The following is a 24,919-nucleotide window of genomic DNA, read 5'->3' as shown; positions in this document are numbered from 1 at the left end:
GTTCTCCTGAACTACTATTCAATCTTCATTTTGCTGACCTGCCATGCCGATCGCGAGTAATAAATCTGATTATTCAGTTCAGGAAGACTGTCGTAAGGGTAGACGATGAATAACGGACCTTTATCGCGGATGCGCATATATTCGCCATTGACCTTTAAAGCCAGGATGGCGTTGTATTTCTGGAAGTCGCTAAGAGGGATGACCGTAGTGTAATCATTGAGAGCAACCACATTCACGACAGAACCCTTTGCACCCACGTACTCCATGAGTTTGCGCATGGAGATACCCTCAAACTTCGTGCGGCCATTATACCAGGGCGAAGTTGTCTGGAAACTCACCATCCCCAGTTTTTCAAGGCTGGCAATATCGAAAACGGCTTTTCCATTTTCGCTCGTATTTTCTATATTACCGGAAATTGTTAAAATGGGTTTACCAGCAGGTTTGGGCAACTCACCCGCAAGGGCGGCGCTTTGTACTAAAAAGCAGCACAGCATTAGGATTAATCGCATTTTAGCCTCCACTTTTAAACTAAGTATAAGAATTATAATTTAGTTATCCTACTAATTTATATATTTTCTCTCTTCATACATTTATACATCGTGGTCAGGATGTAAAAAAGCCAGCCATCGGGTGGCGCAGTGGTATTTAGCGATTATTTGCTCGGGCGGGAAAGTCGTTTAGCCGGGGGGATCTGACTGTTCGTTATCGGACCCGATCCGCTTACTCCTGCGGCAAAGCCTTCGCCGGTAAATGCCACAAATGAAATCTCAGTCGGCGGGAGGTAAAAACCATATCGCCATCAGGACGGATTGTCGGCGTGTCGGGCCAGTATATGCCAGCGTTCGAGCAATGACCAAACCATTTCCTGCCGTTGCGCCTGTCACCAGCGCTGTCTTACCGCTGAGTTGAAGTTCCATAATTTTTACCTTCAGAGGATGTGTGAGGCCGCTTTACTCATCGCTCAGCGGGGGATAAATTAGCGAAATTGAAAAACATTTATTCGCTAAAGCGCAAAATGAGCCGGAAATTTGATTACTCTCGCGATGTTGAAGTCTTCATTATCGTTGTTGAACATGGCTCATTTCCTGTTGCAGCGGTCGTTCTCTCAACCACGCCTTCAGTACTGAGTCGCGAGCTTTCCCGTCTTGAAGCGCGTCCTGGACGCCAGTGATGGCAGCGCACCACCCGCGCGTTCAGGTGGAACTCAATATCACCAGTCGCAATGTCTGTCTGATTGCAGGGGGATTCGATCTCGCTATATGTCTGGAGCAGATGCCTGACAGTGGCTCAGTGGCGCGCAAGCTGGAAGATGCGGCGCTGCTTCTGGTTGCGTAACCCGCTGACCTTCTGCGAATGGGCGTCCCGCAGACGCTTAACAAGGAATTGTTCATCATGAAAAAAGATAGCTATGCCTTTCTGATTCCACTCATCGTTGGCGGGTTGGCGTTGATATTTGGTTTTGTTATCTGGTCAATCGAGATTTATCGCGTGACGTTCCTTACGGTGCTGGGAGAACAGTATCTTGCGGTTGGCACATTGTTGCTGCCGTTGGTGGGGGTGGTGATTTTACTCGCGAAGAGGGCGTTTAAAGACAAAGCCATTGTCGACGTTGTCAAAATTTACCTCGGCCTCACCATCTTCAGCCTGCCGGTTGCCATTTTCGTCATCTTTACCGCGACCTGGCTACTGGACGGAGAATACTCTGCCTCAAGCCAACCTTACCGGTATGAATCCGGCAGCCGAAAAAGCTGTTCGGGGGCAGGAGTCTATGAGCCGGAACTCAAGAGAGAGATCCGCATCTGTTATCCGCAGGGTAATTACTTTATCGAGGGTACCCTGTACGTCGAAAAGCGGAGTAATGCACTGGGTATGGTGGTGCTTAGGGCGGTCGCGCTGCCCTGAACCTGGGGCACCAATACCCCTTTAGCCCGCCTCCAGCCGGCCAAAACTGACAATTCTGGCTCGCCCCAGCTCTTTTGCCCGGTATAACGCGACGTCCGCTGCACGCAGCAAATTATCGCTCTGGGCGTGCTGCGGATAGCTGGCGATCCCTGTCGAAACATCCACCGGGCCAATTTCCGAAAGTCCGTAGCGCAGCGAAAGCGCATGCACGCCGTTGTAGATCTCTGTTGCAGTGGCGAGCGCTGCCTCCTCATCTGCACCGGTAAGAAGCACCAGAAACTCTTCGCCCCCATAGCGGAAGGCCAGCCCAGTATCGTGTACCGCCCGCTGAATGATGGTTGCCACGCTTTTAATCACCAGATCGCCAGCCTCATGCCCAAAGCGGTCATTTATAGTCTTGAAGTGATCGATATCGATCATCAGGCAGCTTACCGGCTCATCGTTACGCACGGCCTGCTTCATTTGAGTGCGGAACGTATCTTCCAGATGGTGGCGATTACGCAGCCCCGTTAAGGGATCGAACAGGGCTTTTTCCAGAAGAGCATCCCTTAGCCGCTGGTTGGCCAGCGCCAGACCCAGCGCCTCGGCCATCAGTTCCAGATAGGCACGGGAAGGCGCCGTTTCAGGCGTGATGTTCTGGAAAGAGAGCAATCCAATCGCTTCGCCCTGAGCAATTAAGGGAACGCACAATGATTGCTGTGCCTGTGATTCCGGCAGATGATAACAGCCGATATCCGGTTCGCCATTTACTGGCGGATGACTTTGACCCCGCCGGACGGCCCAGCATTCGTCAGGATGGAACGGCTTTTTCTCCCCTTCGGGCGACAGCCATTCGGCTGCACAGCGCATCTGCCAGGGATCGCGTTCCAGAATATAGAGATGCCCGGAAACGCCCGGCGCGATATTAGGGGCAAAGAGCTCTGCCACATTCATCACGTCGCTGACGTTCTCGCAGCCCTGCAAGCGTTGGGTCATTCGCGCGAGCAGCTCGCGGATGGCCCAGTCCGCGTCGCGTTCTTTTTCAAGCCGCTGTCTGGCCAGCCCGTTCTCACGGAAAATGCGAATGGCCTGCGCCATATCGCCTATCTCATCCACCTGGTTGAAATTGGGCGTTTCGACGGCGTAATCCTGTGAGGCCAGCCGGTGAACCACATCACTGAGACGCACTACCGGGCGCAGGACGCGATGTTTGAGAATAAAGCCCATCACAAATAAGAAGAGCAGGGCGGTCAGGCCGACCATCACCTCTGAGAGGGTACGCAGCGTTTTGGACGTTTTGGTCGCTGCCTGGACATCGGCAATAATGCGCTTATCCAGCAACAGACGAAAATGGTCAATTTTGCTCTGGGCGCGTTCCGTTTCAAGTTCGTAACTTTTGCCAAAGAGTAACGCCATGGCCTGCTGTTCCTCGCCCCGGGCAACGCTGGCAATAGCTGCCTGCTGTTCATCCTGAAGTCCATCGACAATCTTCAGTCCTTCATACAGTAGCGCCAGCTCTTCGCCCGTTGCGCCCGTATTTTTTAACTGCCCAACCTTGTGTTCAATATTCTTCAGTTCACCTTCTTTCGCCTGGTAGGTTTTCAGCACATCGGGCTCTTTTTTAATGGCGTAAAGGCGCGCTAAATCGGACAGCATCCAGGTTTCTGCTTCGATCTCTTCCGTAAGCTGATCAAAAATTTGTCGTTGTTTAACAGCCTGGCGTTCGACGTTGTCGGCATGGGAAGCCATCAGCATGACGATGCCGGAGGCAATGGTCAGGCACACTGTGACACCATAAGCCCAGTTTGTGATCGTGGCGATTCGCACCTGTTGGATCCTTCTACGACAAATGTGGAAGAGCGTTCTTTTCAGATTATAGAAAACCTCTGATTTATCGCGAAAAAAAAGGCGGCACAGGGCCGCCTGACAGAACGCGTCTCGTTATAGGTCCGGAGGATTTTTTCCCTCTTCGATAAAGTCTGCGTCCAGCTCCTCGGCGTTGCCTGCGTGGTCGCGGCCGGAGAAGAGGTTCCAGCAGGCGATAAACAGGGCGGCAATCAGCGGCCCAATCACAAAGCCGTTAATGCCGTACAGCTCCATACCGCCGAGCGTGGTGATCAGTATCAGGTAGTCCGGCATTTTGGTGTCTTTGCCCACCAGCAGCGGGCGTAAGAGGTTGTCCACCAGCCCGACGATGATGACAAAGAAGCCCACAATAAACAGACCTTGCCACAGCTGGTGGGTGGCAAACAGGAAGATGGCGGCGGGAACCCAGACGATAGCCGAGCCGACGGCAGGTACCAGGGAGAGGAACGCCATCAGCGCTCCCCACAGTACGCTACCGTCAATACCGACAATGGCAAAGGCGATACCCCCAAGCGTACCCTGAACCACCGCCACGACCGCCGTGCCTTTTACCGTGGCACGTGACACGCCGACAAACTTCGCAAACAGGTGCTGTTTGACGAAGTCTGACAGCGGCAGCGAGTCAAGGATCTGGCGCACCAGATAGGGGCCGTCTTTGAGCAGGAAAAACAGCAGGTACAGCATAATGCCGAAGCTTATAGCAAAGCCGAACGTCCCTTTACCAATCAGGAACGCGCTTCCCGCCAGATACTGCCCGCCCTGTAACGCGACATCGGAGAGTTTTTTCTGGATCTGCGCAGCGTTGGTCAGGTTGTGATCCGCCAGGAAGCCGCTGGCCCAGTCCGGCAGGCGGTTGAAGATACCTGCAATCACTTCCGGGAACTGCGTGTTGTTCTGTTGCAGCTTGGTGTAAACCATGTTCAGTTCCACCGCGAGCGAAGAAAGGATCACCATCAATGGAATAAACACGATCAGGCAGATAATGCCGAGGGTAAGGAGTGAAGCCAGCCCGTTGCGATCGCCCAGTGCGGTACGCAGTTTGTTTTTCACCGGGTTAAAAATGATGGTCAGGATCGCAGCCCAAAGAATCGCCGAGAAATAGGGTGACAGTACGTCAAAGAAAGCCCAGGTAACAAGGGCGAGGATGAGAATAAAGAAACCTTTGGTCAGTCCGTTAAATCGCATAATGAGTCCTGGTGAAGAAGAAACTGTGTCGACTATAGAACTGATTTAAAGATTTACCAATAATTGCGCCTATTACGCGCCGGGTGGCTTTTTGTGAACATTCGCGGTATAACACCCTTCTTTGGATGTTTAGATGTCCATACGTTTAGAAGGTAATATGCAAACAGAACAACAAAACGGGCAGCTTAAGCGCACCATGAAAACCCGCCACCTGATTATGCTCTCGCTGGGGGGCGTGATTGGCACAGGGTTATTTTTCAATACCGGATACATCATTTCGACAACTGGCGCGGCGGGCACGCTTCTGGCGTATCTGATCGGTGCGCTGGTGGTCTGGCTGGTGATGCAGTGTCTCGGTGAGCTTTCCGTGGCGATGCCGGAAACCGGCGCGTTCCATGTCTATGCCGCCCGTTATCTTGGCCCGGCGACGGGCTATACCGTGGCGTGGCTTTACTGGCTTACGTGGACAGTGGCGCTGGGATCGAGCTTTACCGCCGCCGGGTTCTGTATGCAGTACTGGTTCCCGCAGGTTCCCGTCTGGACGTGGTGCGTCGTCTTTTGCGTGGTGATTTTTGCTCTTAACGTGATTTCCACGCGCTTCTTCGCCGAAGGGGAATTCTGGTTCTCGCTGGTGAAAGTCATCACCATCATTGCCTTCATTATTCTCGGCGGGGCGGCGATCTTTGGTTTTATCCCGATGCAGGATGGTTCACCGGCGCCGGGCTTGAGCAACATTACTGCCGAAGGCTGGTTCCCGCACGGCGGTCTGCCGATCCTGATGACCATGGTGGCGGTCAACTTTGCCTTCTCAGGTACAGAGCTTATCGGCATCGCGGCAGGGGAAACGGAAAACCCACACAAGGTTATTCCCGTTGCTATTCGCACCACCATCGCCCGGCTCATCATCTTCTTTATTGGCACCGTGTTTGTGCTGGCGGCGCTGATCCCGATGCAGCAGGCTGGCGTGGAGAAAAGCCCGTTCGTGCTGGTGTTTGAAAAGGTCGGCATTCCGTATGCGGCGGATATCTTTAACTTCGTGATCCTGACGGCGATCCTCTCGGCGGCGAACTCGGGCCTGTACGCCTCTGGCCGTATGCTGTGGTCTCTGTCTAACGAGAAAACGCTGCCGCGCTGCTTTGCCCGCGTCAACAAAAACGGCGTGCCGCTGACGGCGCTCTCCGTGTCCATGCTGGGCGGCGTGCTGGCGCTGTTCTCCAGCGTGGTCGCGCCGGATACGGTGTTTGTGGCCCTGTCAGCCATTTCCGGTTTTGCGGTGGTGGCAGTGTGGATCAGCATCTGCGCGTCGCACTTTGTGTTTCGTCGCCGTCACGTGCAGTCCGGGCAGCCGCTTTCGGCGTTGCAGTATCGCGCGCCATGGTATCCGCTGGTGCCCGTGCTTGGCTTTATCCTCTGCCTGGTGGCCTGCGTCGGCCTGTGGTTTGACCCCAGCCAGCGTATTGCCCTTTATTGCGGGCTTCCGTTTGTCGCCCTGTGTTATGGTGCGTACTACCTGACCCGAAACCTGACCACGCAGGAGCCTGAACATGTCGCAGAATAATCCGCTTACCGCCCTCCTTGAAAAACAGCCGTTTGTGGTGCTGGACGGGGCGATGGCAACGGAGCTGGAAGCGCGCGGTTGTAACCTTGCCGACAGCCTCTGGTCGGCCAAAGTGCTGATGGAAAACCCGGAGCTGATCCGTGACGTACACCTCGACTACTACCGCGCGGGGGCACAGGTGGCGATCACCGCCAGCTATCAGGCGACGCCTGCGGGCTTTGCCGCACGCGGGCTGGACGAGGCGCAATCCCGGGCGTTGATTGGTAAAAGCGTAGAGCTGGCACGCAAAGCGCGGGAAGCGTACCTGGCTGAGAACGCAAATGCAGGCACGCTGCTGGTGGCGGGATCTGTGGGCCCTTACGGCGCGTATCTGGCCGATGGTTCCGAGTATCGCGGCGATTACGTGCGTAGCGCTGAAGACTTCACCGCCTTCCACCGCCCGCGTGTAGAGGCGCTGCTGGATGCGGGCGCGGATTTGCTGGCCTGTGAAACGCTGCCTTCGTTCACTGAGATTAAGGCGCTGGCGGCGTTGCTGACGGCGTATCCCCGCGCCCGGGCATGGTTCTCATTTACCCTGCGTGACAGCGAGCATCTGAGTGACGGAACGCCGCTGCGGGATGTCGTTTCTGTGCTGGAAAACAACCCGCAGGTTGTCGCGCTGGGGATCAACTGTATCGCGCTGGAAAACACCACCTCGGCGCTGTCGCATCTTCACAGCCTGACGTCGCTGCCGCTGGTGGTTTATCCGAACTCCGGCGAGCATTATGATGCGGTGAGCAAAACCTGGCATCACCACGGTGAAGCCTGCGAGACGCTGGCGGGGTATTTACCGCAGTGGCTTGCGGCTGGCGCTAAATTAATCGGGGGATGTTGCCGGACCACGCCGAAAGACATTGCCGAGCTGAACGCGCAGCGTTGAGGCTCTCACCCTGATCCTCTCCCACGCGGTTGAAGGATCGTTACAAAATAATGCCTGCACAAACGGCCCCCTCTCCCTCGAGGGAGAGGGCTGGGGTGAGGGGGAACATACCGCTGTAGTGGTCATTCCGTTCACGTTATGTTCCTTGCTACTCTGTAACGACATGGCCTGTGAACGCGCCAGGGCAGCTCAATCGCCGCCGCCCTGGCGACCCGGGCTCCCGGCGGTAAATCGCCGCTTCGCGGTACCCTCAGCTTATTCCTTCAGGCTATCGGGTCGGGCATAAGCCTGCATCCCCGCAGGCCACGCCCTCTCGGCGCATCCCTGCGCCTCGCCCCGGCCTTACGGAAACGCTTCGGCGATTTACAGCCGGACCACGTCATCGCTGTAAGGCATTCATTATTCTGATGCCACATTCATCGCTTCAGGTTAAAAAAATTACTGGAGATTCCTAAGCCTACGGGAAGTGGGGAAAAATTGAACCGCATAAAACCAACTATCCTTTCCCGCTTTTTATCTAAAAACGAATCGTTATGAGCGATACGTTTTAATTCCTTTATCAAAATTCTCGCGCCGGAAATACTGCCCTCATAACAACAAGGGGAGCAGACATTATGGCAATTTCATCGCGGATCACACTTCTCGGCGCACTGGCGCTGTGGGCATTTCAGGCGCAGGCGGTGGACGTCACCGTGGCGTATCAGACTTCCGCGGAACCGGCGAAAGTCGCGCAGGCGGATAACACCTTCGCCAAAGCGAGCGGGGCGAACGTCGACTGGCGCAAGTTCGACAGCGGCGCGGCAATTGTGCGGGCGTTAGCCTCGGGCGACGTGCAGATTGGCAACCTGGGTTCCAGCCCGCTGGCGGTGGCCGCCAGCCAGCAGGTGCCGATTGAAGTTTTCCTGCTGGCATCGCAGCTCGGAAATTCCGAAGCGCTGGTGGTGAAGAAAAACATCACGAAACCCGAAGATTTGATCGGCAAACGCATCGCGGTGCCGTTTATCTCCACCACGCATTACAGCCTGCTGGCAGCGCTGAAACACTGGGGCATTAAGCCGGGCCAGGTGGAAATCATCAACCTGCAACCTCCGGCGATTATTGCCGCCTGGCAGCGTGGCGACATCGACGGCGCATACGTCTGGGCGCCCGCCGTCAACGAGCTGGAAAAAGAGGGCACCGTGCTGACCGACTCCGAAAAAGTGGGGCAGTGGGGCGCGCCAACCCTTGACGTCTGGGTCGTACATAAGGACTTTGCCGAGAAACACCCTGAAGTGGTGAAAGCCTTCGCCAAAAGCGCCATCGACGCACAGCAGCCATACATCAGCAACCCGGATGAATGGCTGAAACAGCCCGCCAACCTGGAGAAAATCTCACGTCTGAGCGGCGTGCCGGAAGCTGACGTGCCGGGGCTGGTAAAAGGCAACACCTATCTGACGCCTGCGCAGCAGGTCCAGCAGTTGAACGGGCCGGTGAGCAAAGCGATTGTCGACACTGCGACGTTCCTGAAAGAGCAGGGCAAGGTGCCTGCGGTGGCGGCGGATTACAGCCAGTTCGTGACCGATCGCTTTGTGAAATAAGGGGGCTGCAATGCTGAACATTACAAACCTGTCTGCCGATTACGGCGGCAAACCCGCCCTGGAAGCGATCAACCTGACGCTGGACAGCGGTGAACTGCTGGTGGTGCTGGGACCGTCCGGCTGCGGGAAAACGACGCTGCTGAAACTGATCGCCGGGTTTGTACCGTATCAGCACGGCTCGATCCAACTGGAAGGGAAACGGGTCACGGGGCCGGGCGCAGAGCGCGGCGTGGTTTTCCAGAACGAAGGGTTACTCCCGTGGCGAAACGTTCAGGAAAACGTTGCGTTTGGTCTGCAACTGGCCGGTGTAGCGCGTGAACAGCGCCTGAATACGGCGCGCGATATGCTGAAAAAGGTCGGGCTGGAGGGGGCTGAAAAACGCTTTATCTGGCAGCTTTCAGGCGGGCAGCGTCAGCGCGTCGGGATCGCCCGTGCGCTGGCGGCTAACCCACAGCTGCTGTTGCTGGACGAACCTTTCGGAGCGCTGGATGCCTTCACTCGAGAACAGATGCAAACGCTGCTGCTGCGTCTGTGGCACGAAACCGGCAAGCAGGTGCTGTTGATCACCCACGATATCGAAGAGGCCGTGTTTATGGCGACGGAGCTGGTGCTGCTCTCACCGGGGCCGGGACGCGTGCTGGAGCGCCTGCCGCTTGAGTTTGCCCGGCGCTATGTGGCGGGAGAGCCGGTACGCAGCATTAAATCCGACCCGCTGTTTATTGAACAGCGTGAATACGTCTTAAGCCGCGTGTTTGAGCAACGGGAGGCGTTCTCATGAGCATTGTTTTCAGTGAAAAAACGCGGCGGACGCGCCTTGCCTTACGCTGGCCGTTCTCTCGCCAGCTCACCTTAAGCGTCGGCACGCTGGGGGTGTTGCTGGTGGTGTGGTGGGCGGTTGCCGCGCAGCAGTGGATCAGCCCGCTGTTTCTGCCCCCGCCAGGCCAGGTTCTGGAAAAACTGATTACCATCGCCGGGCCGCAGGGCTTTATGGATGCCACGCTCTGGCAGCATTTAGGCGCCAGTATGACGCGTATTCTGGTGGCGCTGCTGGCGGCGGTCATTATTGGCGTGCCGGTGGGGATCGCGATGGGACTGAGCCCGACGGTACGCGGCATTCTCGACCCGCTGATAGAGCTTTACCGTCCCGTACCGCCGCTGGCTTATCTGCCCCTGATGGTGATCTGGTTTGGCATCGGCGAGACGTCAAAGATCTTACTGATATACCTGGCGATTTTTGCGCCGGTCGCGATGTCGGCGCTGGCTGGCGTAAAGCGTGCGCAGCAGGTACGCATACGTGCGGCGCAGTCGCTCGGCGCCAGCCGCGCGCAGGTACTGCTGTTCGTCATTTTACCGGGCGCGCTGCCGGAGATATTGACCGGTCTGCGCATCGGCCTTGGGGTGGGCTGGTCTACGCTGGTGGCGGCTGAGCTGATAGCCGCCACGCGCGGCCTTGGGTTTATGGTGCAGTCGGCGGGAGAGTTCCTTGCGACTGACGTGGTACTGGCAGGGATCGCGGCGATCGCCGCGATCGCCTTTGGATTAGAACTGGGACTGCGCGCGCTACAGCGTCGCCTGACGCCCTGGCATGGAGAAATACAATGAGTGAACGTCTGACGATTATCCCGCTGGGGCAGTACATTGGCGCGCAGGTGTCGGGCCTGGACGTAACCCGTCCGCTGAGCGATAACCAGTTTGAGCAGCTGTACCACGCGGTGCTGCGTCATCAGGTGGTGTTCCTGCGTGAACAGGCCATTACCCCGCAGCAGCAGCGCGCGCTGGCCCTGCGTTTTGGCGACCTGCATATTCACCCGGTTTACCCGCATGCGGAAGGGGTGGAGGAAATTATCGTGCTGGACACCCATAACGATAACCCGCCCGATAATGACAACTGGCACACGGACGTCACCTTTATCGACACACCGCCAGCCGGGGCGATTCTGGCAGCAAAACAGCTGCCGGAGACGGGTGGGGATACGCTGTGGGCCAGCGGGATTGCCGCGTTTGAGGCGCTTTCCGCGCCGCTCCAGACCCTGCTGAGCGGCCTGCGGGCGGAGCATGACTTCAAAAAATCGTTCCAGGAATACAAGTACCGCAAAAGCGAAGAGGAACACCAGCGCTGGCTGGATGCGGTCGAAAAACATCCCCCGCTGCTGCACCCGGTGGTGCGTACTCATCCAGTCACGGGTAAGCAGGCGTTGTTCGTGAACGAAGGGTTCACCACGCGCATCGTGGACGTGACGGAAAAAGAGAGTGAGGCGCTGCTCGGCTTCCTGTTTGCGCATATCACCAGGCCGGAGTTTCAGGTGCGCTGGCGCTGGCAGGAGAACGATCTGGCGATCTGGGATAACCGCGTAACGCAACACTACGCCAATGCGGATTACCTGCCGCAGCGAAGGATTATGCAGCGGGCGACGATTTTGGGGGATAAGCCGTTTTACCGCCCCTGATCCTGTAGTACCTGTAGGCCGGGTAAGGCGTAGCCGCCACCGGCAATTGTGCACCGTTCTTGCCGGGTGGCGCTGCGCTTACCTGGCCTACAAAAAACGGCACATTTAAAGGTGCGCCTCAATATACCGCTGATAGCGGTTCGCCTTCAGATAGCACAGATCCACCAGCACCAGCCCGTCGATACAGTTATTGAACGCCGGATCGCGACCGAAATCGATAAACTGTACGCCGCCCGGCTCACACAGCTCGGAATACTGCTTGTAGAGCGGCGGAATGCCGCAGCCCAGATTGCCGAGCAAGGATTTCAGCTTCGTCAGATCGTCCACGTAATCCACGCCGCCGAACTGCGCAAGCACGTCCGGCAGTGATGCTGGATAGGGCTGGCGCGACGCGGCCAGCGGATGGCTTGCCGGGAACCACAGACGGTAAAAGGCCACCAGCAGATCCCGCGCCGCAGGCGGTAAACCCCCAGAAATGGAGACCGGACCAAACAGATAACGGTAGTGCGGATAACGCGCCAGGTAAGCCCCAATCCCGGACCAGAGATAATCCAGTCCGCGGCGTCCCCAGTAGCGCGGCTGAATAAAGCTGCGACCCAGTTCAATGCCGTGTTCCAGCACGTCCTGCATTTTGTCGTCGTAGTGAAACAGGCTGTAGCTGTACAACCCTTCAACGCCGCGCTTTTCGACCTGCATCGCCGTCGGCATAAAGCGGTACGCCCCAACGATCTCCAGATCCTCATCATCCCACAGGATCAGGTGCAGATAATCATCGTCGTAGCTGTCGGTGTCCCGACGTTTGCCGCTCCCTTCCTCTACTGCACGAAACGCAATTTCGCGCAGGCGGCCCAGCTCGCGCAGCAGCGGCGCTTCATCCTGGCCGTTGCGCTGCCAAAGATAGATGGCCTTACCGTCGCTCGTTTTGCCCAGACATTCGGCCTGCGCCAGTTCGCGCTTCAGCGTGGCCCTGTCTTCCGGGCGGGCAATGGCGCACTGGGTTTTAAAGACGCCGGGCATTCCCTTGCCAAGACGCATCACGTGCTGACGGCACTGCTCGGCCATCTCACGCGACGAAAGGGCGGCGCTGTGCCAGTGATGCCAGGCGATCTGCTGGCCGATTTTGATCGGCAGCTGGCTGTGGCGGCGGCGGAACATTTGCTGCATCAACAGCAGCATCGACAGCGTCGGGGAGACCAGCGTGCTGGCATAAAAGAGCAGGCTGTTGTGCGCCTGAATGTGCACCGGCAGCAGCGGCACGCGCAGCTTGCTGGCGAGCTTGATAAAGCCCGGGTGCCATTTTTTATCGCGGATGCCTTTGCGCGTCGGACGTGAAACTTCTCCCGCCGGGAAGAAGATCAGCACGCCCGCATTTTGCAGGTGCTGTTCCATCTGCATCAGGGAGGATTTCGCCGTCCTGCCGCCCATATTGTCCACCGGAATAAACAGTGAACTGAGAGGCTCAAGGTGGGTCAGCATCCGGTTGGTCACGACTTTAACATCGCGTCGCACGCGGGAGACGGCGTACATCAGCGCCAGCCCGTCCAGGGTGCCTGTCGGGTGGTTGGCAATGATGACCAGCGGGCCATGTTCGGGGATTTGTTCGAGATCGCGGGCAGAAACGGTGCAGAGAATATCAAGGTGCTCCAGAACTTGCTCCACCATGTCCAGTCCTTTGAGGTGGGGGTGTGCGGCGGCAAACTGCTGGAATTCATCTTCGTAAAACAGTCTTTTTAACAGACTTTTTTGCCAGGGGGCAGGCCTCGCCTGAGGCCAAAGATCGTCGAGAACGCTATCGAGGCTAAACATGGTTACTCCTCCTGCCGTCTTGCGAAGACAGTAGAAGGAGCAGATGTCGGTTGTATTGCAGTTTGGTGAAAATTAGAGCAGAACGTAGGCCGGGTAAGGCGAAGCCGCCACCCGGCGCTAAAGGGGATTAACGCAGAATCTTCTTCTCAGCCAGATCCAGCGCGAAATAGCTGAAGATCAGATCCGCGCCCGCGCGCTTGATCGCGCCGAGGCTTTCGAGGATCACTTTTTCTTCGTCGATGGCACCCGCCTGCGCAGCGAATTTGATCATCGCGTATTCGCCGCTCACCTGGTATGCGCCCAGCGGCAGTTCGGTGCGTTCGCGAATGTCGCGCAGGATATCAAGATACGCGCCCGCCGGTTTCACCATCAGGCAGTCTGCGCCCTGCGCTTCATCGAGCAGAGATTCACGAATCGCTTCGCGGCGATTCAGCGGGTTCATCTGATAGGTTTTACGATCGCCTTTCAGCGCCGTGCCCGCGGCTTCACGGAACGGGCCGTAGAAAGAGGAGGCAAATTTAGTGGAGTAGGACATGATAGCGGTGTCGGTGAAGCCCGCGGCGTCCAGCGCCTGGCGGATCGCCTGCACCTGCCCATCCATTGCCGCAGAAGGCGCAATGAAATCCGCACCCGCCGCAGCGGCAACCACCGCCTGCTTGCCGAGGTTCAGCAGGGTTGCATCGTTGTCCACGCCGTGATCGCACAGCACACCGCAGTGGCCGTGAGACGTGTATTCGCAGAAGCAAGTATCGGACATGACAATCATCTCCGGCACACTCTCTTTACAGATACGCGACATTCGGGCCACAAGGCCGTCTTCTTTCCAGGCATCGCTGCCGGTCGCGTCAGTGTGGTGGGAGATACCGAACGTCATCACCGAACGGATCCCCGCATTCGCTATACGTTCAATCTCGCGGGCCAAATGCTTTTCAGGAATGCGCATCACGCCCGACATCGCGTCGATGGCTTTGTAGTCATCGATCTCTTCTTCAACAAAAATCGGCAACACCAGATCGTTTAAGGTCAGTGTTGTCTCTTCAAACATGGCGCGCAGTGCGGGTGACTTGCGCAGGCGACGGGGACGTGCAATTAAATCGGTCATGGTATGCCTGATGTTTGTGGAACAAAGAGGCATAGTGTACCTGAAAGCAGGAGGCGGTGTTTTACTAAAGTGGGCTTTTTGATTTTGTTCAATGCGCCACAGCTCGCCGCAATACATTTATTACCCAGGAAATTAAATTGGGCTTTCAGGGACATTGAGTTATTGGTGTTATTTCTGTATCGAAGGGAAAATATCATTATAAATGATCTATTATTTTTCATTATATTTTTGCGACCAATGTAATAATCGTTCAAGGTGCTGATTTTAAGATTTTAATTTATAATCTCTGATATAAATCGGAGTGGGGAATCTTATTTGTCTGAATGCGGACTTAATGGAATCATTCATTGAACCTTTTCGAAGTGAACCTGCATAATTCCTTCCGCAATTAAACATTGCCAAATGATTTGATGGACAAACTTGCTTACGTCCCTGAGGAGGGATGACCCAATGCAAACATGGAAAAAGAAACTGGTTGTATCTCAACTTGCATTAGCCTGCACCCTGGCTATCGCTTCTCAGGCCAATGCGAAAGATATATCAGGAACGACATATAATACTTTTGGATATGACAATACGGCGTCCACGCCGTGGTTTAATGGCTATGCTGACTGGGATTATTCAGAAGCTAAACATGATGGTGATATTTATCCGGTCGTGAATAAATCAACCGTCAACGGGGTTATTTCGTCATACTATCTGGATGATGGTGCCAATGGCCGTGCGAATGCGCTGAGTATTTCTAACAGCACCATTAACGGCATGATCACGTCAGCGTGTATGACCACGACGTGTGCAGAGGGAACGGATACTGACGGCACCCGTCATACTCAGTACGATCGTTTTAGCCTGACTGTTGATAACTCCACCATTAACGATACCTACGAGCATTACGCGTATGATGTCGTCAATGGCGAAACCACAGAAACGCATTATCTGGACACCCATGGTCTGGGTAACGCCATCACCCTGGACGTAGAATCTGATATCGTTATTCAGAACAATTCACATGTCGCAGGTATCACACTGACGCAGGGTTATCATGAACTGGATAACACGCCATACGACGGTGTTGAAGGCGTAGCTAACAACAGCAATATCTTTACCAATACGCTGGTGGTAAAAGACTCCGTGCTGACCTCTGGCGCGTACAGCGATCTGGGCACCAGCGGCTTCTATGGTCAAACGGCGAAGCCGAGCGACTACGGTGAAACCAACGCCACGGCTGCGGATGATGCGGCGCTGATCGTTGCCGCCAGCGCGTCTGATAACGCTATGCAGACCACTGCCACCTTCGATCGCTCTACCCTTACCGGCGATATCCTTTTCGCCAGCACCTTTGATAACAACTTCTACGAGAATGGAGATCCGGCAACGGATACCACCGATGACGGTGTCTATAACCCAACGACCAACGGCTGGGATGATACCGACAAGCTGGATGTCACGCTAACCAACGGCAGCAAATGGGTTGGCGCCGCACAGTCCAGTGTTGAAGCCATCGGCACGGCGCAGATGTATGGTGAAGGTTACAGCGATGTAGACTGGCACACGCTTTCTCCAAACAGCATCTGGCCCGATTCTACCTTCGATAGCAACGGTCACGTAGCGGGCGAAGAAGTTTATCAGAGCGGCCTGTTCAACGTGGCGCTGAATAACGGTTCCGAGTGGGATACCCGTAAGCTCTCCAACATCGACGCGCTGAAGGTGAATAACCAGTCTCAGGTCAATGTCGAAAACTCCGGCCTGCTGGCGGATTCCATCACCCTGACCAATGCTTCAACACTGAATATTGGCGACAGCGGGGCTGTGGCAACCGACAGTCTGTATCTGGACAGCGTTAGCCGTGCGGCACTGACTGAAGAGACCGCAGAGCTGTATGCCAACACCATTACCGTGGACAACGGTGCTGAGCTGGCGCTGGGGCTGGGTCAGGTTGATACGCACAATATGGTGCTGACTGATGGCGGTGTGCTCAACGTCGCCAGCCGCGATTATGTGCTGAACAGCGACCTGGACAACGCACGCTATATCACCAACGATCGCTATAAAGCGGGCTACGACTACGGTGTTGTCGCGCTGAACTCTGACGGCCACCTGGCGGTGAACGGTGACGTTGCCGGTAACTATAAAGTGCGCATCGACGATGCGACCGGCGCAGGCTCCGTTGCTGACTACAAAAACAAAGAGATCGTTCGCGTCTATGACAATAACGCGGATACCGCTGCCAGCTTCACTGCGGCAAACAAAGCCGATTTAGGCGCTTACACCTATCAGGCACAGCAGAAAGGCGATACCGTTGTTCTCCAGCAGGAAGAGCTGACGGACTACGCCAACATGGCGCTGAGCATCCCATCGGCTAATACCAACATCTGGAATCTGCAACAGGATACCGTGGGCACGCGTTTGACCAACAGCCGTCACGGCCTGGCGGATAACGGCGGCGCATGGGTGAGCTATTTCGGCGGCAACTTTGACGCGGATAATGGCACCGTTAGCTACGATCAGGACGTAAGCGGCATTATGGTAGGTCTGGATACTCAGATCGACGGTAATAACGCGAAGTGGATTGTCGGTGGTGCGGCTGGTTTCGCGAAGGGTGATATCAGCGATCGTACGGGTCAGGTCGATCAGGACAGCCAGACTGCGATGATTTACGCATCGGCGACGTTCATGAACGACATCTTCCTCGACAGCTCCCTGAACTACACCCGCTTCAACAATGACCTCTCTGCCACCATGAGCAACGGTCAGTATGTTGACGGTAATACCACGACTGACGCCGTTGGTTTCGGGATGAAGCTGGGCTATGACTGGAAACCAACCCTTTCTGGTTACGTCACGCCTTACGCGGCGATCTCTGGCCTGTTCCAGTCCGGTGATGACTACCAGTTAAGCAACGATATGCGTATCGATGGTCAGTCTTACGACAGTATGCGTTATGAACTCGGCGTGGATGCAGGTTATACCTTCAACTACGGTGGCGAGCAGGCGTTAACGCCTTACTTCAAACTGGCTTACGTATATGACGATGCCGACAACAATGCTGATATCAACAATGACAGCATTGATAACGGCGTGGAAGGCTCTGCGGTTCGCGTGGGACTGGGCACTCAGTTTAGCTTCACGAAAAACTTCAGTGCTTACACTGATGCGACCTATCTGGGCGGCGGCGACGTTGACCAGAACTGGGGGGCAAACCTGGGTGTGAAATACACCTGGTAAAATAAAAAGCGCGGGGGATTTTACCCCCGCTTTTTTATATGGTTTAAAAATAATAAAGAACCGACAGATACAGATGACTTGAGGTATGCATGAACGTTAATGCGAAACCACTTTCTGAATTAAGCCGGCTCATAACGTGTCTGGAAGTCGCCGGTACCCTTTTTAAGAAAGATCCACAGCAATTAATAACAACCGGTAATAATAATGATGATGAGCCATCCACCTTTGTAATACAATCCGGGCTGGTCGCCGTCCACCGTAAATCTGATGAACTTCTCGTGGGGATCGCACGTGCACCTTTTATCTACGGTATGAGCGCATGGACAAATGACAGCTATCTGGAATATACCCTGATGGCACAAACGCCCTGTACCGGATTTTATTTACCCGCCTCCCGTGCGTGTCAACTTATTCAGCAACAGCATCTCTGGCAGGATGCTTTCTGCTGGCTGTCCTGGATTACTCATATTCTCGGTAAGCGTGATACGCAGCTGGTCGGAAATAATTCCTATAGCCAGATCCGGGCGATGCTGATCAATATGGCCGAGTGGGATGACACGCTGCGATCAAAAATTGGCGTTATGAATCATATTCAGCGTAGCACACGTATTTCACGCTCGGTTGTTGCTGAAGTTTTAGCGGCGCTGCGGCAAGGGAACTATATCAATATGAGCCGGGGCAAACTGGTCAGTATCAACCGTTTGCCCACGGATTATTAAGGCGAGTTCGAGGCCGTAAGAACCTGCGCTTTATTGGCGCTCAGTTCAGCGACCAGGTTATTCACCCCATCGCTCATATTCACGAAGCGTGTGTTCGGGGAGCGGGTGACCACCACAAACGCTCCCACGTTAGATTGCGGAATCATCGCCATGTAGGTGATGAATCCGCCACCTCCACCGGTTTTTTGAATAATCCCCGGTCGACCATCTTTTGGCGCCATATAGACCCAGCCCATGCCCAGGGCATCGGCTTTACCTGGAACATCCATGCCAATGACCCGACGTAACTGAGCGCGCTGGTAGATGAGCGTCTGCATACGATCGGCCTGATTGCTGCGCGCATAAAAATCCGACGAGAGGAACTGCTGCATCCAGCGCATCATGTCCCCAGGCGTGGAATACACTCCTCCGCTGCCAATGGCGGCCAGCGTGTTGTTACAAGGGCTGGCCCCTTTTTCCGCCACCATCAGGCGCTTGCACTGATCCGGGGAGGGGGTGTAGGTGGTATCTTTCATTCCAAGCGGACGCGTGATCTGCTCTTCAAACAGCTGAGGGTAGGGCTTACCCGACGCCGTTGCTAAGGCGTCGGCCAGCAGATCAAACGCCAGGTTAGAATAGCCTGCCTGTGAGCCCGGGGCTGATTTCAGGGTTGCGGTGCTCAGGTAGTTCCAGCGCTGCTCGCGGGTGGGCCAGACAAAGACAGGGCGATGTGCAGCGCCACCGGGCTGTTCTCGCGGCAGGGCGCTGGTATGGGTCGCCAGGTTCACCAGTCTGATGGGGGTTCCCTGATATGTTGGCACGCGAGCGCCGGGCGGCGCGTATTTGCTTAACGGATCGTCGAGTTTCACCACGCCCTGATCGAGCAGTTTCACCAGCATTTCGCTGGTCATCAGCTTGGTTATCGACGCGACACGGATAACGGAATCCAGCTGCGGACGAACGTTATTTCCCGGTCGTGTTTCACCAAAGCTGCGAAACACTCGCTGATTACCGTCGATCACCACCAGCGCCATTCCTGTCGCACCGCTGCCGTAATATATGAGGTTCGCGTAGCGATCGGCAATGTCAGAGGCCAGAACCGGGGCCGTCAGAGGCTGTGCCGCCTGAGCGGTGGACAGGCTCACCGCACACAGCGCGGCGAAAGAGAGCAGACAACGTTTCAACGAAAAGCATCCATCAAGTGAATAAGGAAAGTTACGGATATTTATACTACTAATCTGCATCGGGCAATGGCCCGATTTGCATTACGATAGCGAGAAAAACGTAACCGTGGGTAAATTTAAACAATTTACTTGCAGCGTGACTCCCATTTTGTGACGTCGACCGTATGATAGACGCTACGATCGCTGTTGCGCATGAAACGCACCGAAACAATTTTTGGATACCTGAAAGCGAACTAATAATTCCACCGCAGGTCTGACTTTTTTGCCTGAACCGGTAGGCTGGCACAGGCATGGTTTCGTGTGGCGATATGTTGAACACAGCAACAGCCATAACAACAAGAAGGAAGCACAATGTTTAAGTCTTTTTTCCCAAAGCCGGGGCCCTTTTTCCTGTCGGCATTTATTTGGGCGCTGCTGGCTGTCATTTTCTGGCAGGCAGGTGGCGGCGCGTGGCTGACCCGTATTACGGGGGCGACGGGTGACATTCCCATTAGCGCAGCGCGCTTCTGGTCCATGAGCTATCTGCTTTTCTACGCTTACTACGTGCTCTGCGTAGGGCTCTTCGCCATGTTCTGGTTCGTCTATTCCCCTCACCGCTGGCAATACTGGTCGATTCTCGGCACGTCGTTAATCATCTTTGTCACCTGGTTCCTGGTGGAAGTGGGCGTAGCGGTCAACGCATGGTATGCGCCGTTCTACGATCTGATCCAGACGGCGCTGAGTTCGCCGCATAAAGTGACCATCAACCAGTTCTACCATGAGGTGGGGATCTTCCTCGGCATAGCCCTGATCGCCGTAGTGATCGGCGTAATGAATAACTTTTTCGTCAGCCACTACGTCTTCCGCTGGCGTACCGCGATGAACGAACACTATATGGCGCACTGGCAGCACCTGCGTCATATCGAAGGTGCCGCACAGCGTGTGCAGGAAGACACCATGCGTTTTGCCTCTACGCTTGAAGATATGGGCGTGAGCTTTATTAATGCCATCATGACGCTGATCGCCTTCCTGCCGGTGCTGGTGACGCTCTCGTCGCACGTTCCGGAGCTGCCGATTGTCGGCCATCTGCCATACGGCCTGGTAATTGCTGCGATTGTCTGGTCGCTGATGGGAACGGGGCTGCTGGCGGTCGTGGGGATCAAGCTGCCGGGGCTGGAGTTTAAAAACCAGCGCGTGGAAGCGGCCTACCGTAAAGAGCTGGTGTATGGCGAAGATGATGCCAACCGCGCATCACCGCCTACCGTACGTGAGCTGTTTGGCGCCGTACGTCGTAACTATTTCCGCCTCTATTTCCATTACATGTATTTCAATATTGCGCGCATTCTTTATCTTCAGGTTGATAACGTTTTCGGGTTGTTCCTGCTGTTCCCGTCCATCGTTGCGGGTACGATTACGCTCGGTCTGATGACTCAGATCACCAACGTCTTTGGTCAGGTTCGCGGTTCGTTCCAGTACCTGATTAGCTCCTGGACTACGCTGGTGGAGCTGATGTCCATCTACAAACGTTTACGCAGTTTCGAGCGTGAACTGGACGATAAAGACTTGCAGGAAGTCACCCATACATTAGGTTAAAAAGGAATTGCTATGCCATTTGCCGTACCACGCGCATTACCGCTGACGTTACTCGCCGCCTTCGTGCTGGCGGGCTGTGCCGAAAAAGGGGCCGCCCCGCTCAAAGAAGGTGAGAAACCCGTAGATGTGGCGAGCGTGGTGCGGCAAAAAATGCCCGCCAGCGTGAAGGATCGCAGTGCGTGGGCTGATGCGCTGGCAACGACCTTCAAAAGCCAGAAGATCGCGCCCACCGAGGAAAACATCTGCTCAGTGCTGGCGGTGGCGCAGCAGGAATCGATGTATCAATCCGATCCTGTGGTGCCTGGCCTGAACAAAATCGCCTGGAAGGAGATTGATCGCCGGGCCGAGTCGATGCATATCCCGGTTTTCCTGGTGCATACCGCCCTTAAAATCACCTCGCCAAACGGTAAAAGCTACAGCGAAAGACTGGATACGGTGAAAACCGAGAAACAGCTCAGCGCCATTTTCGATGATTTCATCAATATGGTGCCGATGGGGCAGAAGTTGTTTGGCTCGCTGAATCCGGTGCATACCGGCGGCCCGATGCAGGTCAGTATCGCCTTCGCGGAAAAACATACCGACGGTTATCCGTGGGAAATCGACGGTACGGTGCGTCAGGAAGTCTTCTCCCTGCGCGGGGGACTGTGGTTTGGCACGTATCATCTGCTGAACTACCCAGCCAACTACGATAAACCGCTGTATCGCTTTGCGGACTTCAACGCGGGCTGGTACGCCAGCCGAAATGCGGCCTTCCAGAATGCGGTAAGTCGCGCCACCGGTGTGAAGCTGGCCCTCGACGGCGATCTCATTGCCTACGGCAGCAGTGAGGCCGGGACCACGGAACGTGCGGTGCGTAAACTCTCGACGAAGCTGGAGATGAGCAACAGCGACATTCGTCGTCAACTGGAGAAGGGCGATAGCCTGTCGTTTGAGAAAACGGATTTGTATAAACAGGTCTTTGCGCTCGCCGAGAAGAAAAGTGGAAAGGCATTACCACGAGCCATTCAGCCGGGCATTCAGCTGGAAAGCCCGAAGATCACGCGTAACCTGACGACCGCCTGGTTCGCGAAACGCGTGGACGATCGTCGGGCTCGCTGTATGGGGCTGTAATCAGTGGCGATGGCGCCAGCGCAGGACAAGGGCGATCACACCCAAAACCATGCTGCCCGCGAGGAAGGGAATAAGTCCGAATACGGTGCTCACGCCTAAGCCGATTTCAACACGCGGGCGGCCAGTATCCTGAACCTGCATGAGATGCTCATATACGCCAGGGGCATGCACCAGCATGTTCAGGAGTTGGGTACCTGCCCAGAAACAAAACAGAACAAACAGGGCATAGGCAATATTCCCCGCCGTGGAGGTTTTTGGTTGTTTTCCGCCAAAAATCGGTTTCGACAATGTAAAGTCTGCCATAAGACCTCCCGAAAATAACACTCTGTTTATTACGCGTCGTACAGGGTGAGTGTGACAGGTCATAGCATTTGTCAATATCAGAATCGTGGGAAATTCGGCTCAGGATTTCTCCTGGATTGTCGATTTCTGCATCAAGTCACAAATTGATAACATAAGTGAAACTGCGCTGCTTTTCAGAATTTACGTATTCGCCACAGACGCCTTCTTCAAACTGTGAGAGGATAGTTTTTTTTCTGCCGGAGTTGTCATGAAGCTCACTTCCAAACTACGCCGTGACTGGCATTACTATGCCTTTGCGATCGGGCTGATCTTTATTCTCAACGGTGTTGTCGGGCTGCTGGGATTTGAAGCGAAAGGCTGGCAAACCTATGCGGTTGGGCTGGTGACCTGGGTCATTAGTTTCTGGCTGGCGGGATTCATTATCCGCCGCCGTCCCGATGAGACGACGGCGGCAGAGAAAGCCGACTAGCCGTTAGTTAACGGAACTTTTCAGGGCGCTGTCAGCGGCGTGACGCTCCAGCGCCAGTTCGATCAGGCGGGTGATCAGTTCCTGATAGCTTATCCCGCTGGCCTGCCACAGTTTCGGGTACATGCTGATATTGGTAAAGCCCGGCAGGGTGTTGATTTCGTTAATCACCACCTCGTTATCCGGCGTCAGAAACACGTCGACGCGCGCCATCCCACTGCATCCCAGCGTCTGATAGGCTTCAACGGCGATCGTACGGATCTTGTCGTTAACGTCCGGATCGAGCGCGGCGGGCACGACAACCTGGGCACCTTTGTCGTCAATATATTTGGTGTCGTAGGAATAGAAGTCACTGTTCAGCACGACTTCCCCGCAGGTACTCGCCTGAGGGAATTCGTTGCCCAGAACAGCGCACTCAATTTCACGTCCCTTAATTCCCTGTTCAACCACTACCTTATGGTCAAACTCGAAGGCCAGACGAACGGCATCGTTAAACTGCGCTTCGCTGGTGACTTTACTGACGCCAACGGACGAGCCCTGATTCGCCGGTTTCACGAACAGCGGCAGGCCGAGTTGCGCCTGGATTTGCGCAAAGCTGTGTTTATCACGGTTGGCGCGAGTGAGCGTTACGAACGGCGCAATATTCAGACCGGCGTCGCGCAGTAAACGTTTAGTGACGTCTTTATCCATGCAGGCCGCAGAGCCCAGCACATCGGAGCCGACAAACGGCAGGTTCGCCATTCGCAACATACCTTGCAGGGAGCCATCTTCGCCCAGCGTGCCGTGAACGATGGGGAATACCACGTCAATCTGTGCCAGCGCCTGCGCGTTCCCGGCATCGATAAGCTGTCCCTGTACTACGCCTGGAACCGTTGCGACGCTGATATCAGAAGGATTAAGGGCGATGTGCGCCGGATCGTCAGCATGTAGCAGATACTGGCTGGCATCGTTAACATGCCACTGGCCCTGTTTATCAATGCCCAGCAGCACCACGTCAAAACGGCTTTTATCAATCGCATCAACGATATTTTTAGCCGACTGCAATGACACCTCGTGCTCTGCCGATTTTCCCCCAAAGACAATACCTACGCGCTGCTTTGCCATCTCACTCTCTTCCAGTCTGACGAAAAGCCAATAACATACCACGATGCCCGGCGGGTTTCGCGGCCTTCTGCCATAATGTTTTAAGGGATGTTGAAGGGGGGCGCGTGAGAGGAAAAGGTCTGCTTATTCTTATCGTTATTGTCGGGATCGCCGCGGTGGGCTACCGCTGGTTGCCGCCGCATTACAACCCTTTCGTGCCGCTTACGCTTGACGATCCGCCCGGAAAAATAACCCAGTTTAAACTTCGGCGCTTAACGCCGCAGGCGTGCGAAAATCTGTTAGCCCAGGCGAATCAACGCCAGCTTATCCGTACCCAGGCTGTTGCAGACAGCGCCGGGGAGTGTCCGCTGAAAAACGTGGTGCGCGTGCGTGATTTTGGCCCCGTCAGCCTGAACGGCAGCTTTCTTGCCAGTTGCCCGCTGGCGTTAAGTTCGGCGCTGTTTGTCAGTCAGCAGGCTCGACCGCTCACTAAAACCTGGACGGGAAGCGAGCTAACGCGCATTGAACATCTGGGCAGCTTTGCCTGCCGCAATATCTATAGCCGCCCGGATGCGCGGCGCAGTGAACATGCCACGGCGGATGCGTTGGACATCAGCGCCTTCCGGCTGGCAAACGGACAGCGCGTTACCATCCTCAATGGCTGGAAAGCGGAAAAGACGCAGCCCTGGCTACAGGCGCTGCTGTCGGCAAGCTGCGGCTATTACGGCAATGGTCTGGGGCCGAACTATAATGCCGCCCATGCCAACCATTTCCATTTGGGGATGCGCGGATACGGGTTATGTCGATGAAGCATAATCTTCCACCGATAAGTGGATAAATTGTGACTTATTTCACAAATATGATGACTGGGAAGATAAAACGCCAAAGTCTGCAAGGTCGCATCTCTGGCGCTATGCCATCGCGCGTAACTTGCTAA

At 55.2% G+C, this 24,919-nt stretch carries 21 protein-coding genes and 1 pseudogene; 14 read left to right on the top strand and 8 right to left on the bottom strand.

All coding sequences use genetic code 11. The features are described 5' to 3' along the window. Positions 1 to 14: 14 nt before the first annotated feature. On the bottom strand, positions 15 to 509 hold the full coding sequence (locus tag G6Q29_RS06935; protein ID WP_165465037.1) for a molybdopterin-dependent oxidoreductase: 495 nt from the start codon (positions 507 to 509) through the stop codon (positions 15 to 17). A gap of 506 nt (positions 510 to 1,015) precedes the next feature. On the opposite strand from G6Q29_RS06935, the pseudogene G6Q29_RS06925 reads away from it, so the two are divergent. Beyond that, positions 1,016 to 1,332: pseudogene (locus G6Q29_RS06925) on the top strand (LysR family transcriptional regulator); the annotation flags it as partial. A 60-nt stretch (positions 1,333 to 1,392) separates the two neighbouring features. After that, complete coding sequence (locus G6Q29_RS06920) at positions 1,393 to 1,902, top strand: hypothetical protein (RefSeq protein WP_165465036.1); 510 nt, start codon at positions 1,393 to 1,395, stop codon at positions 1,900 to 1,902. 21 nt (positions 1,903 to 1,923) lie between these two features. On the opposite strand, the gene G6Q29_RS06915 is transcribed toward G6Q29_RS06920, so the two are convergent. Together G6Q29_RS06915 and G6Q29_RS06910 are read right to left on the bottom strand one after the other, a co-directional pair. Beyond that, positions 1,924 to 3,708, bottom strand: a complete 1,785-nt coding sequence (locus G6Q29_RS06915) for a diguanylate cyclase (RefSeq protein WP_165465035.1) — start codon at positions 3,706 to 3,708, stop codon at positions 1,924 to 1,926. Positions 3,709 to 3,822: 114 nt separating this feature from the next. Then, on the bottom strand, positions 3,823 to 4,932 hold the full coding sequence (locus G6Q29_RS06910; RefSeq protein WP_003863175.1) for an AI-2E family transporter: 1,110 nt from the start codon (positions 4,930 to 4,932) through the stop codon (positions 3,823 to 3,825). Between the two features lie 157 nt (positions 4,933 to 5,089). On the opposite strand from G6Q29_RS06910, the gene mmuP reads away from it, so the two are divergent. The 6 genes from mmuP to tauD all read left to right on the top strand — a co-directional run bounded on the left by mmuP (position 5,090) and on the right by tauD (position 11,433). After that, entirely contained in the window at positions 5,090 to 6,490 is a 1,401-nt protein-coding gene (mmuP, locus tag G6Q29_RS06905) for an S-methylmethionine permease (RefSeq protein ID WP_017383140.1), read from the top strand. After that, the gene (gene mmuM, locus G6Q29_RS06900; protein WP_165465034.1) at positions 6,477 to 7,409 is read left to right on the top strand and encodes a homocysteine S-methyltransferase; all 933 of its coding nucleotides are present in this window, start codon (positions 6,477 to 6,479) and stop codon (positions 7,407 to 7,409) included. Before mmuP ends, mmuM begins: the two co-directional genes overlap by 14 nt. Before the next feature lie 614 nt (positions 7,410 to 8,023). Beyond that, entirely contained in the window at positions 8,024 to 8,986 is a 963-nt protein-coding gene (tauA, locus tag G6Q29_RS06895) for a taurine ABC transporter substrate-binding protein (RefSeq protein WP_165465033.1), read from the top strand. 10 nt (positions 8,987 to 8,996) lie between these two features. Further along, positions 8,997 to 9,764 (top strand): taurine ABC transporter ATP-binding subunit, encoded by a 768-nt coding sequence (gene tauB / locus G6Q29_RS06890; protein WP_165465032.1) that lies wholly within the window; start codon positions 8,997 to 8,999, stop codon positions 9,762 to 9,764. Beyond that, positions 9,761 to 10,588 carry a taurine ABC transporter permease TauC gene (gene tauC / locus G6Q29_RS06885; protein ID WP_165465031.1) on the top strand — a complete coding sequence of 276 codons (828 nt, stop codon included), beginning with the start codon at positions 9,761 to 9,763 and terminating at the stop codon, positions 10,586 to 10,588. The genes tauB and tauC overlap by 4 nt, the downstream gene beginning before the upstream one ends. Then, positions 10,585 to 11,433 carry a taurine dioxygenase gene (gene tauD, locus G6Q29_RS06880; RefSeq protein ID WP_165465030.1) on the top strand — a complete coding sequence of 283 codons (849 nt, stop codon included), beginning with the start codon at positions 10,585 to 10,587 and terminating at the stop codon, positions 11,431 to 11,433. The genes tauC and tauD overlap by 4 nt, the downstream gene beginning before the upstream one ends. A gap of 105 nt (positions 11,434 to 11,538) precedes the next feature. Here tauD and G6Q29_RS06875 read toward each other — a convergent pair whose 3' ends face one another. Beyond that, on the bottom strand, positions 11,539 to 13,239 hold the full coding sequence (locus tag G6Q29_RS06875) for a lysophospholipid acyltransferase family protein (protein ID WP_165465029.1): 1,701 nt from the start codon (positions 13,237 to 13,239) through the stop codon (positions 11,539 to 11,541). Between the two features lie 127 nt (positions 13,240 to 13,366). Beyond that, positions 13,367 to 14,341 carry a porphobilinogen synthase gene (hemB, locus tag G6Q29_RS06870; RefSeq protein WP_165465028.1) on the bottom strand — a complete coding sequence of 325 codons (975 nt, stop codon included), beginning with the start codon at positions 14,339 to 14,341 and terminating at the stop codon, positions 13,367 to 13,369. A gap of 450 nt (positions 14,342 to 14,791) precedes the next feature. On the opposite strand from hemB, the gene G6Q29_RS06865 reads away from it, so the two are divergent. Then, complete coding sequence (locus G6Q29_RS06865) at positions 14,792 to 17,566, top strand: autotransporter outer membrane beta-barrel domain-containing protein (RefSeq protein ID WP_165465027.1); 2,775 nt, start codon at positions 14,792 to 14,794, stop codon at positions 17,564 to 17,566. Positions 17,567 to 17,655: 89 nt separating this feature from the next. Then, the gene (locus G6Q29_RS06860) at positions 17,656 to 18,285 is read left to right on the top strand and encodes a helix-turn-helix domain-containing protein (RefSeq protein ID WP_165465026.1); all 630 of its coding nucleotides are present in this window, start codon (positions 17,656 to 17,658) and stop codon (positions 18,283 to 18,285) included. Here the strand turns inward: G6Q29_RS06860 and ampH are convergent. Then, complete coding sequence (gene ampH, locus G6Q29_RS06855) at positions 18,282 to 19,448, bottom strand: D-alanyl-D-alanine-carboxypeptidase/endopeptidase AmpH (protein ID WP_165465025.1); 1,167 nt, start codon at positions 19,446 to 19,448, stop codon at positions 18,282 to 18,284. The two genes, G6Q29_RS06860 and ampH, sit on opposite strands and share 4 nt — an antisense overlap. 351 nt (positions 19,449 to 19,799) lie before the next feature. On the opposite strand from ampH, the gene sbmA reads away from it, so the two are divergent. Together sbmA and G6Q29_RS06845 are read left to right on the top strand one after the other, a co-directional pair. Beyond that, positions 19,800 to 21,020, top strand: coding sequence for a peptide antibiotic transporter SbmA (gene sbmA / locus G6Q29_RS06850; RefSeq protein WP_165465024.1), 1,221 nt, complete (start codon positions 19,800 to 19,802; stop codon positions 21,018 to 21,020). A 12-nt stretch (positions 21,021 to 21,032) separates the two neighbouring features. Next, the gene (locus G6Q29_RS06845; RefSeq protein WP_165465023.1) at positions 21,033 to 22,130 is read left to right on the top strand and encodes a DUF1615 domain-containing protein; all 1,098 of its coding nucleotides are present in this window, start codon (positions 21,033 to 21,035) and stop codon (positions 22,128 to 22,130) included. Here the strand turns inward: G6Q29_RS06845 and G6Q29_RS06840 are convergent, their stop codons facing one another. Then, positions 22,131 to 22,433: a DUF2755 family protein gene (locus tag G6Q29_RS06840; protein WP_131636058.1), complete on the bottom strand. Its 303-nt coding sequence runs from the start codon at positions 22,431 to 22,433 to the stop codon at positions 22,131 to 22,133. A 247-nt stretch (positions 22,434 to 22,680) separates the two neighbouring features. Here G6Q29_RS06840 and G6Q29_RS06835 point away from each other — a divergent pair, with 247 nt between their 5' ends. Continuing rightward, a complete protein-coding gene (locus G6Q29_RS06835) occupies positions 22,681 to 22,902 on the top strand; it encodes a DUF2754 domain-containing protein (protein ID WP_000779380.1) in 222 nt (73 codons plus the stop codon). Between the two features lie 3 nt (positions 22,903 to 22,905). Here G6Q29_RS06835 and ddlA read toward each other — a convergent pair whose 3' ends face one another. After that, positions 22,906 to 24,003, bottom strand: coding sequence for a D-alanine--D-alanine ligase (ddlA, locus tag G6Q29_RS06830; protein WP_165465022.1), 1,098 nt, complete (start codon positions 24,001 to 24,003; stop codon positions 22,906 to 22,908). A gap of 104 nt (positions 24,004 to 24,107) precedes the next feature. Between ddlA and G6Q29_RS06825 the strand changes: the two genes are divergently transcribed. Continuing rightward, complete coding sequence (locus G6Q29_RS06825; protein ID WP_165465021.1) at positions 24,108 to 24,791, top strand: extensin family protein; 684 nt, start codon at positions 24,108 to 24,110, stop codon at positions 24,789 to 24,791. Positions 24,792 to 24,919 lie beyond the last annotated feature (128 nt).

Origin of the sequence: Enterobacter cloacae, assembly GCF_011078175.1 — a bacterium.
GTDB lineage: Bacteria > Pseudomonadota > Gammaproteobacteria > Enterobacterales > Enterobacteriaceae > Enterobacter > Enterobacter cloacae_Q.
The sequence above is the reverse complement of the archived record's forward strand: the minus strand, read 5'-3'. Positions and strand labels throughout refer to the sequence as shown.

What these genes read in the sequence shown, in the direction of transcription:
- G6Q29_RS06935 (WP_165465037.1), bottom strand. Translation starts at nt 509, where the DNA reads ATGCGATTAATCCTAATGCTGTGCTGCTTTTTAGTACAAAGCGCCGCC.
- G6Q29_RS06920 (WP_165465036.1), top strand. Translation starts at nt 1,393, where the DNA reads ATGAAAAAAGATAGCTATGCCTTTCTGATTCCACTCATCGTTGGCGGG.
- G6Q29_RS06910 (WP_003863175.1), bottom strand. Translation starts at nt 4,932, where the DNA reads ATGCGATTTAACGGACTGACCAAAGGTTTCTTTATTCTCATCCTCGCC.
- mmuP (WP_017383140.1), top strand. Translation starts at nt 5,090, where the DNA reads ATGCAAACAGAACAACAAAACGGGCAGCTTAAGCGCACCATGAAAACC.
- mmuM (WP_165465034.1), top strand. Translation starts at nt 6,477, where the DNA reads ATGTCGCAGAATAATCCGCTTACCGCCCTCCTTGAAAAACAGCCGTTT.
- tauA (WP_165465033.1), top strand. Translation starts at nt 8,024, where the DNA reads ATGGCAATTTCATCGCGGATCACACTTCTCGGCGCACTGGCGCTGTGG.
- tauB (WP_165465032.1), top strand. Translation starts at nt 8,997, where the DNA reads ATGCTGAACATTACAAACCTGTCTGCCGATTACGGCGGCAAACCCGCC.
- tauC (WP_165465031.1), top strand. Translation starts at nt 9,761, where the DNA reads ATGAGCATTGTTTTCAGTGAAAAAACGCGGCGGACGCGCCTTGCCTTA.
- tauD (WP_165465030.1), top strand. Translation starts at nt 10,585, where the DNA reads ATGAGTGAACGTCTGACGATTATCCCGCTGGGGCAGTACATTGGCGCG.
- G6Q29_RS06875 (WP_165465029.1), bottom strand. Translation starts at nt 13,239, where the DNA reads ATGTTTAGCCTCGATAGCGTTCTCGACGATCTTTGGCCTCAGGCGAGG.
- hemB (WP_165465028.1), bottom strand. Translation starts at nt 14,341, where the DNA reads ATGACCGATTTAATTGCACGTCCCCGTCGCCTGCGCAAGTCACCCGCA.
- G6Q29_RS06865 (WP_165465027.1), top strand. Translation starts at nt 14,792, where the DNA reads ATGCAAACATGGAAAAAGAAACTGGTTGTATCTCAACTTGCATTAGCC.
- G6Q29_RS06860 (WP_165465026.1), top strand. Translation starts at nt 17,656, where the DNA reads ATGAACGTTAATGCGAAACCACTTTCTGAATTAAGCCGGCTCATAACG.
- sbmA (WP_165465024.1), top strand. Translation starts at nt 19,800, where the DNA reads ATGTTTAAGTCTTTTTTCCCAAAGCCGGGGCCCTTTTTCCTGTCGGCA.
- G6Q29_RS06845 (WP_165465023.1), top strand. Translation starts at nt 21,033, where the DNA reads ATGCCATTTGCCGTACCACGCGCATTACCGCTGACGTTACTCGCCGCC.
- G6Q29_RS06840 (WP_131636058.1), bottom strand. Translation starts at nt 22,433, where the DNA reads ATGGCAGACTTTACATTGTCGAAACCGATTTTTGGCGGAAAACAACCA.
- G6Q29_RS06835 (WP_000779380.1), top strand. Translation starts at nt 22,681, where the DNA reads ATGAAGCTCACTTCCAAACTACGCCGTGACTGGCATTACTATGCCTTT.
- ddlA (WP_165465022.1), bottom strand. Translation starts at nt 24,003, where the DNA reads ATGGCAAAGCAGCGCGTAGGTATTGTCTTTGGGGGAAAATCGGCAGAG.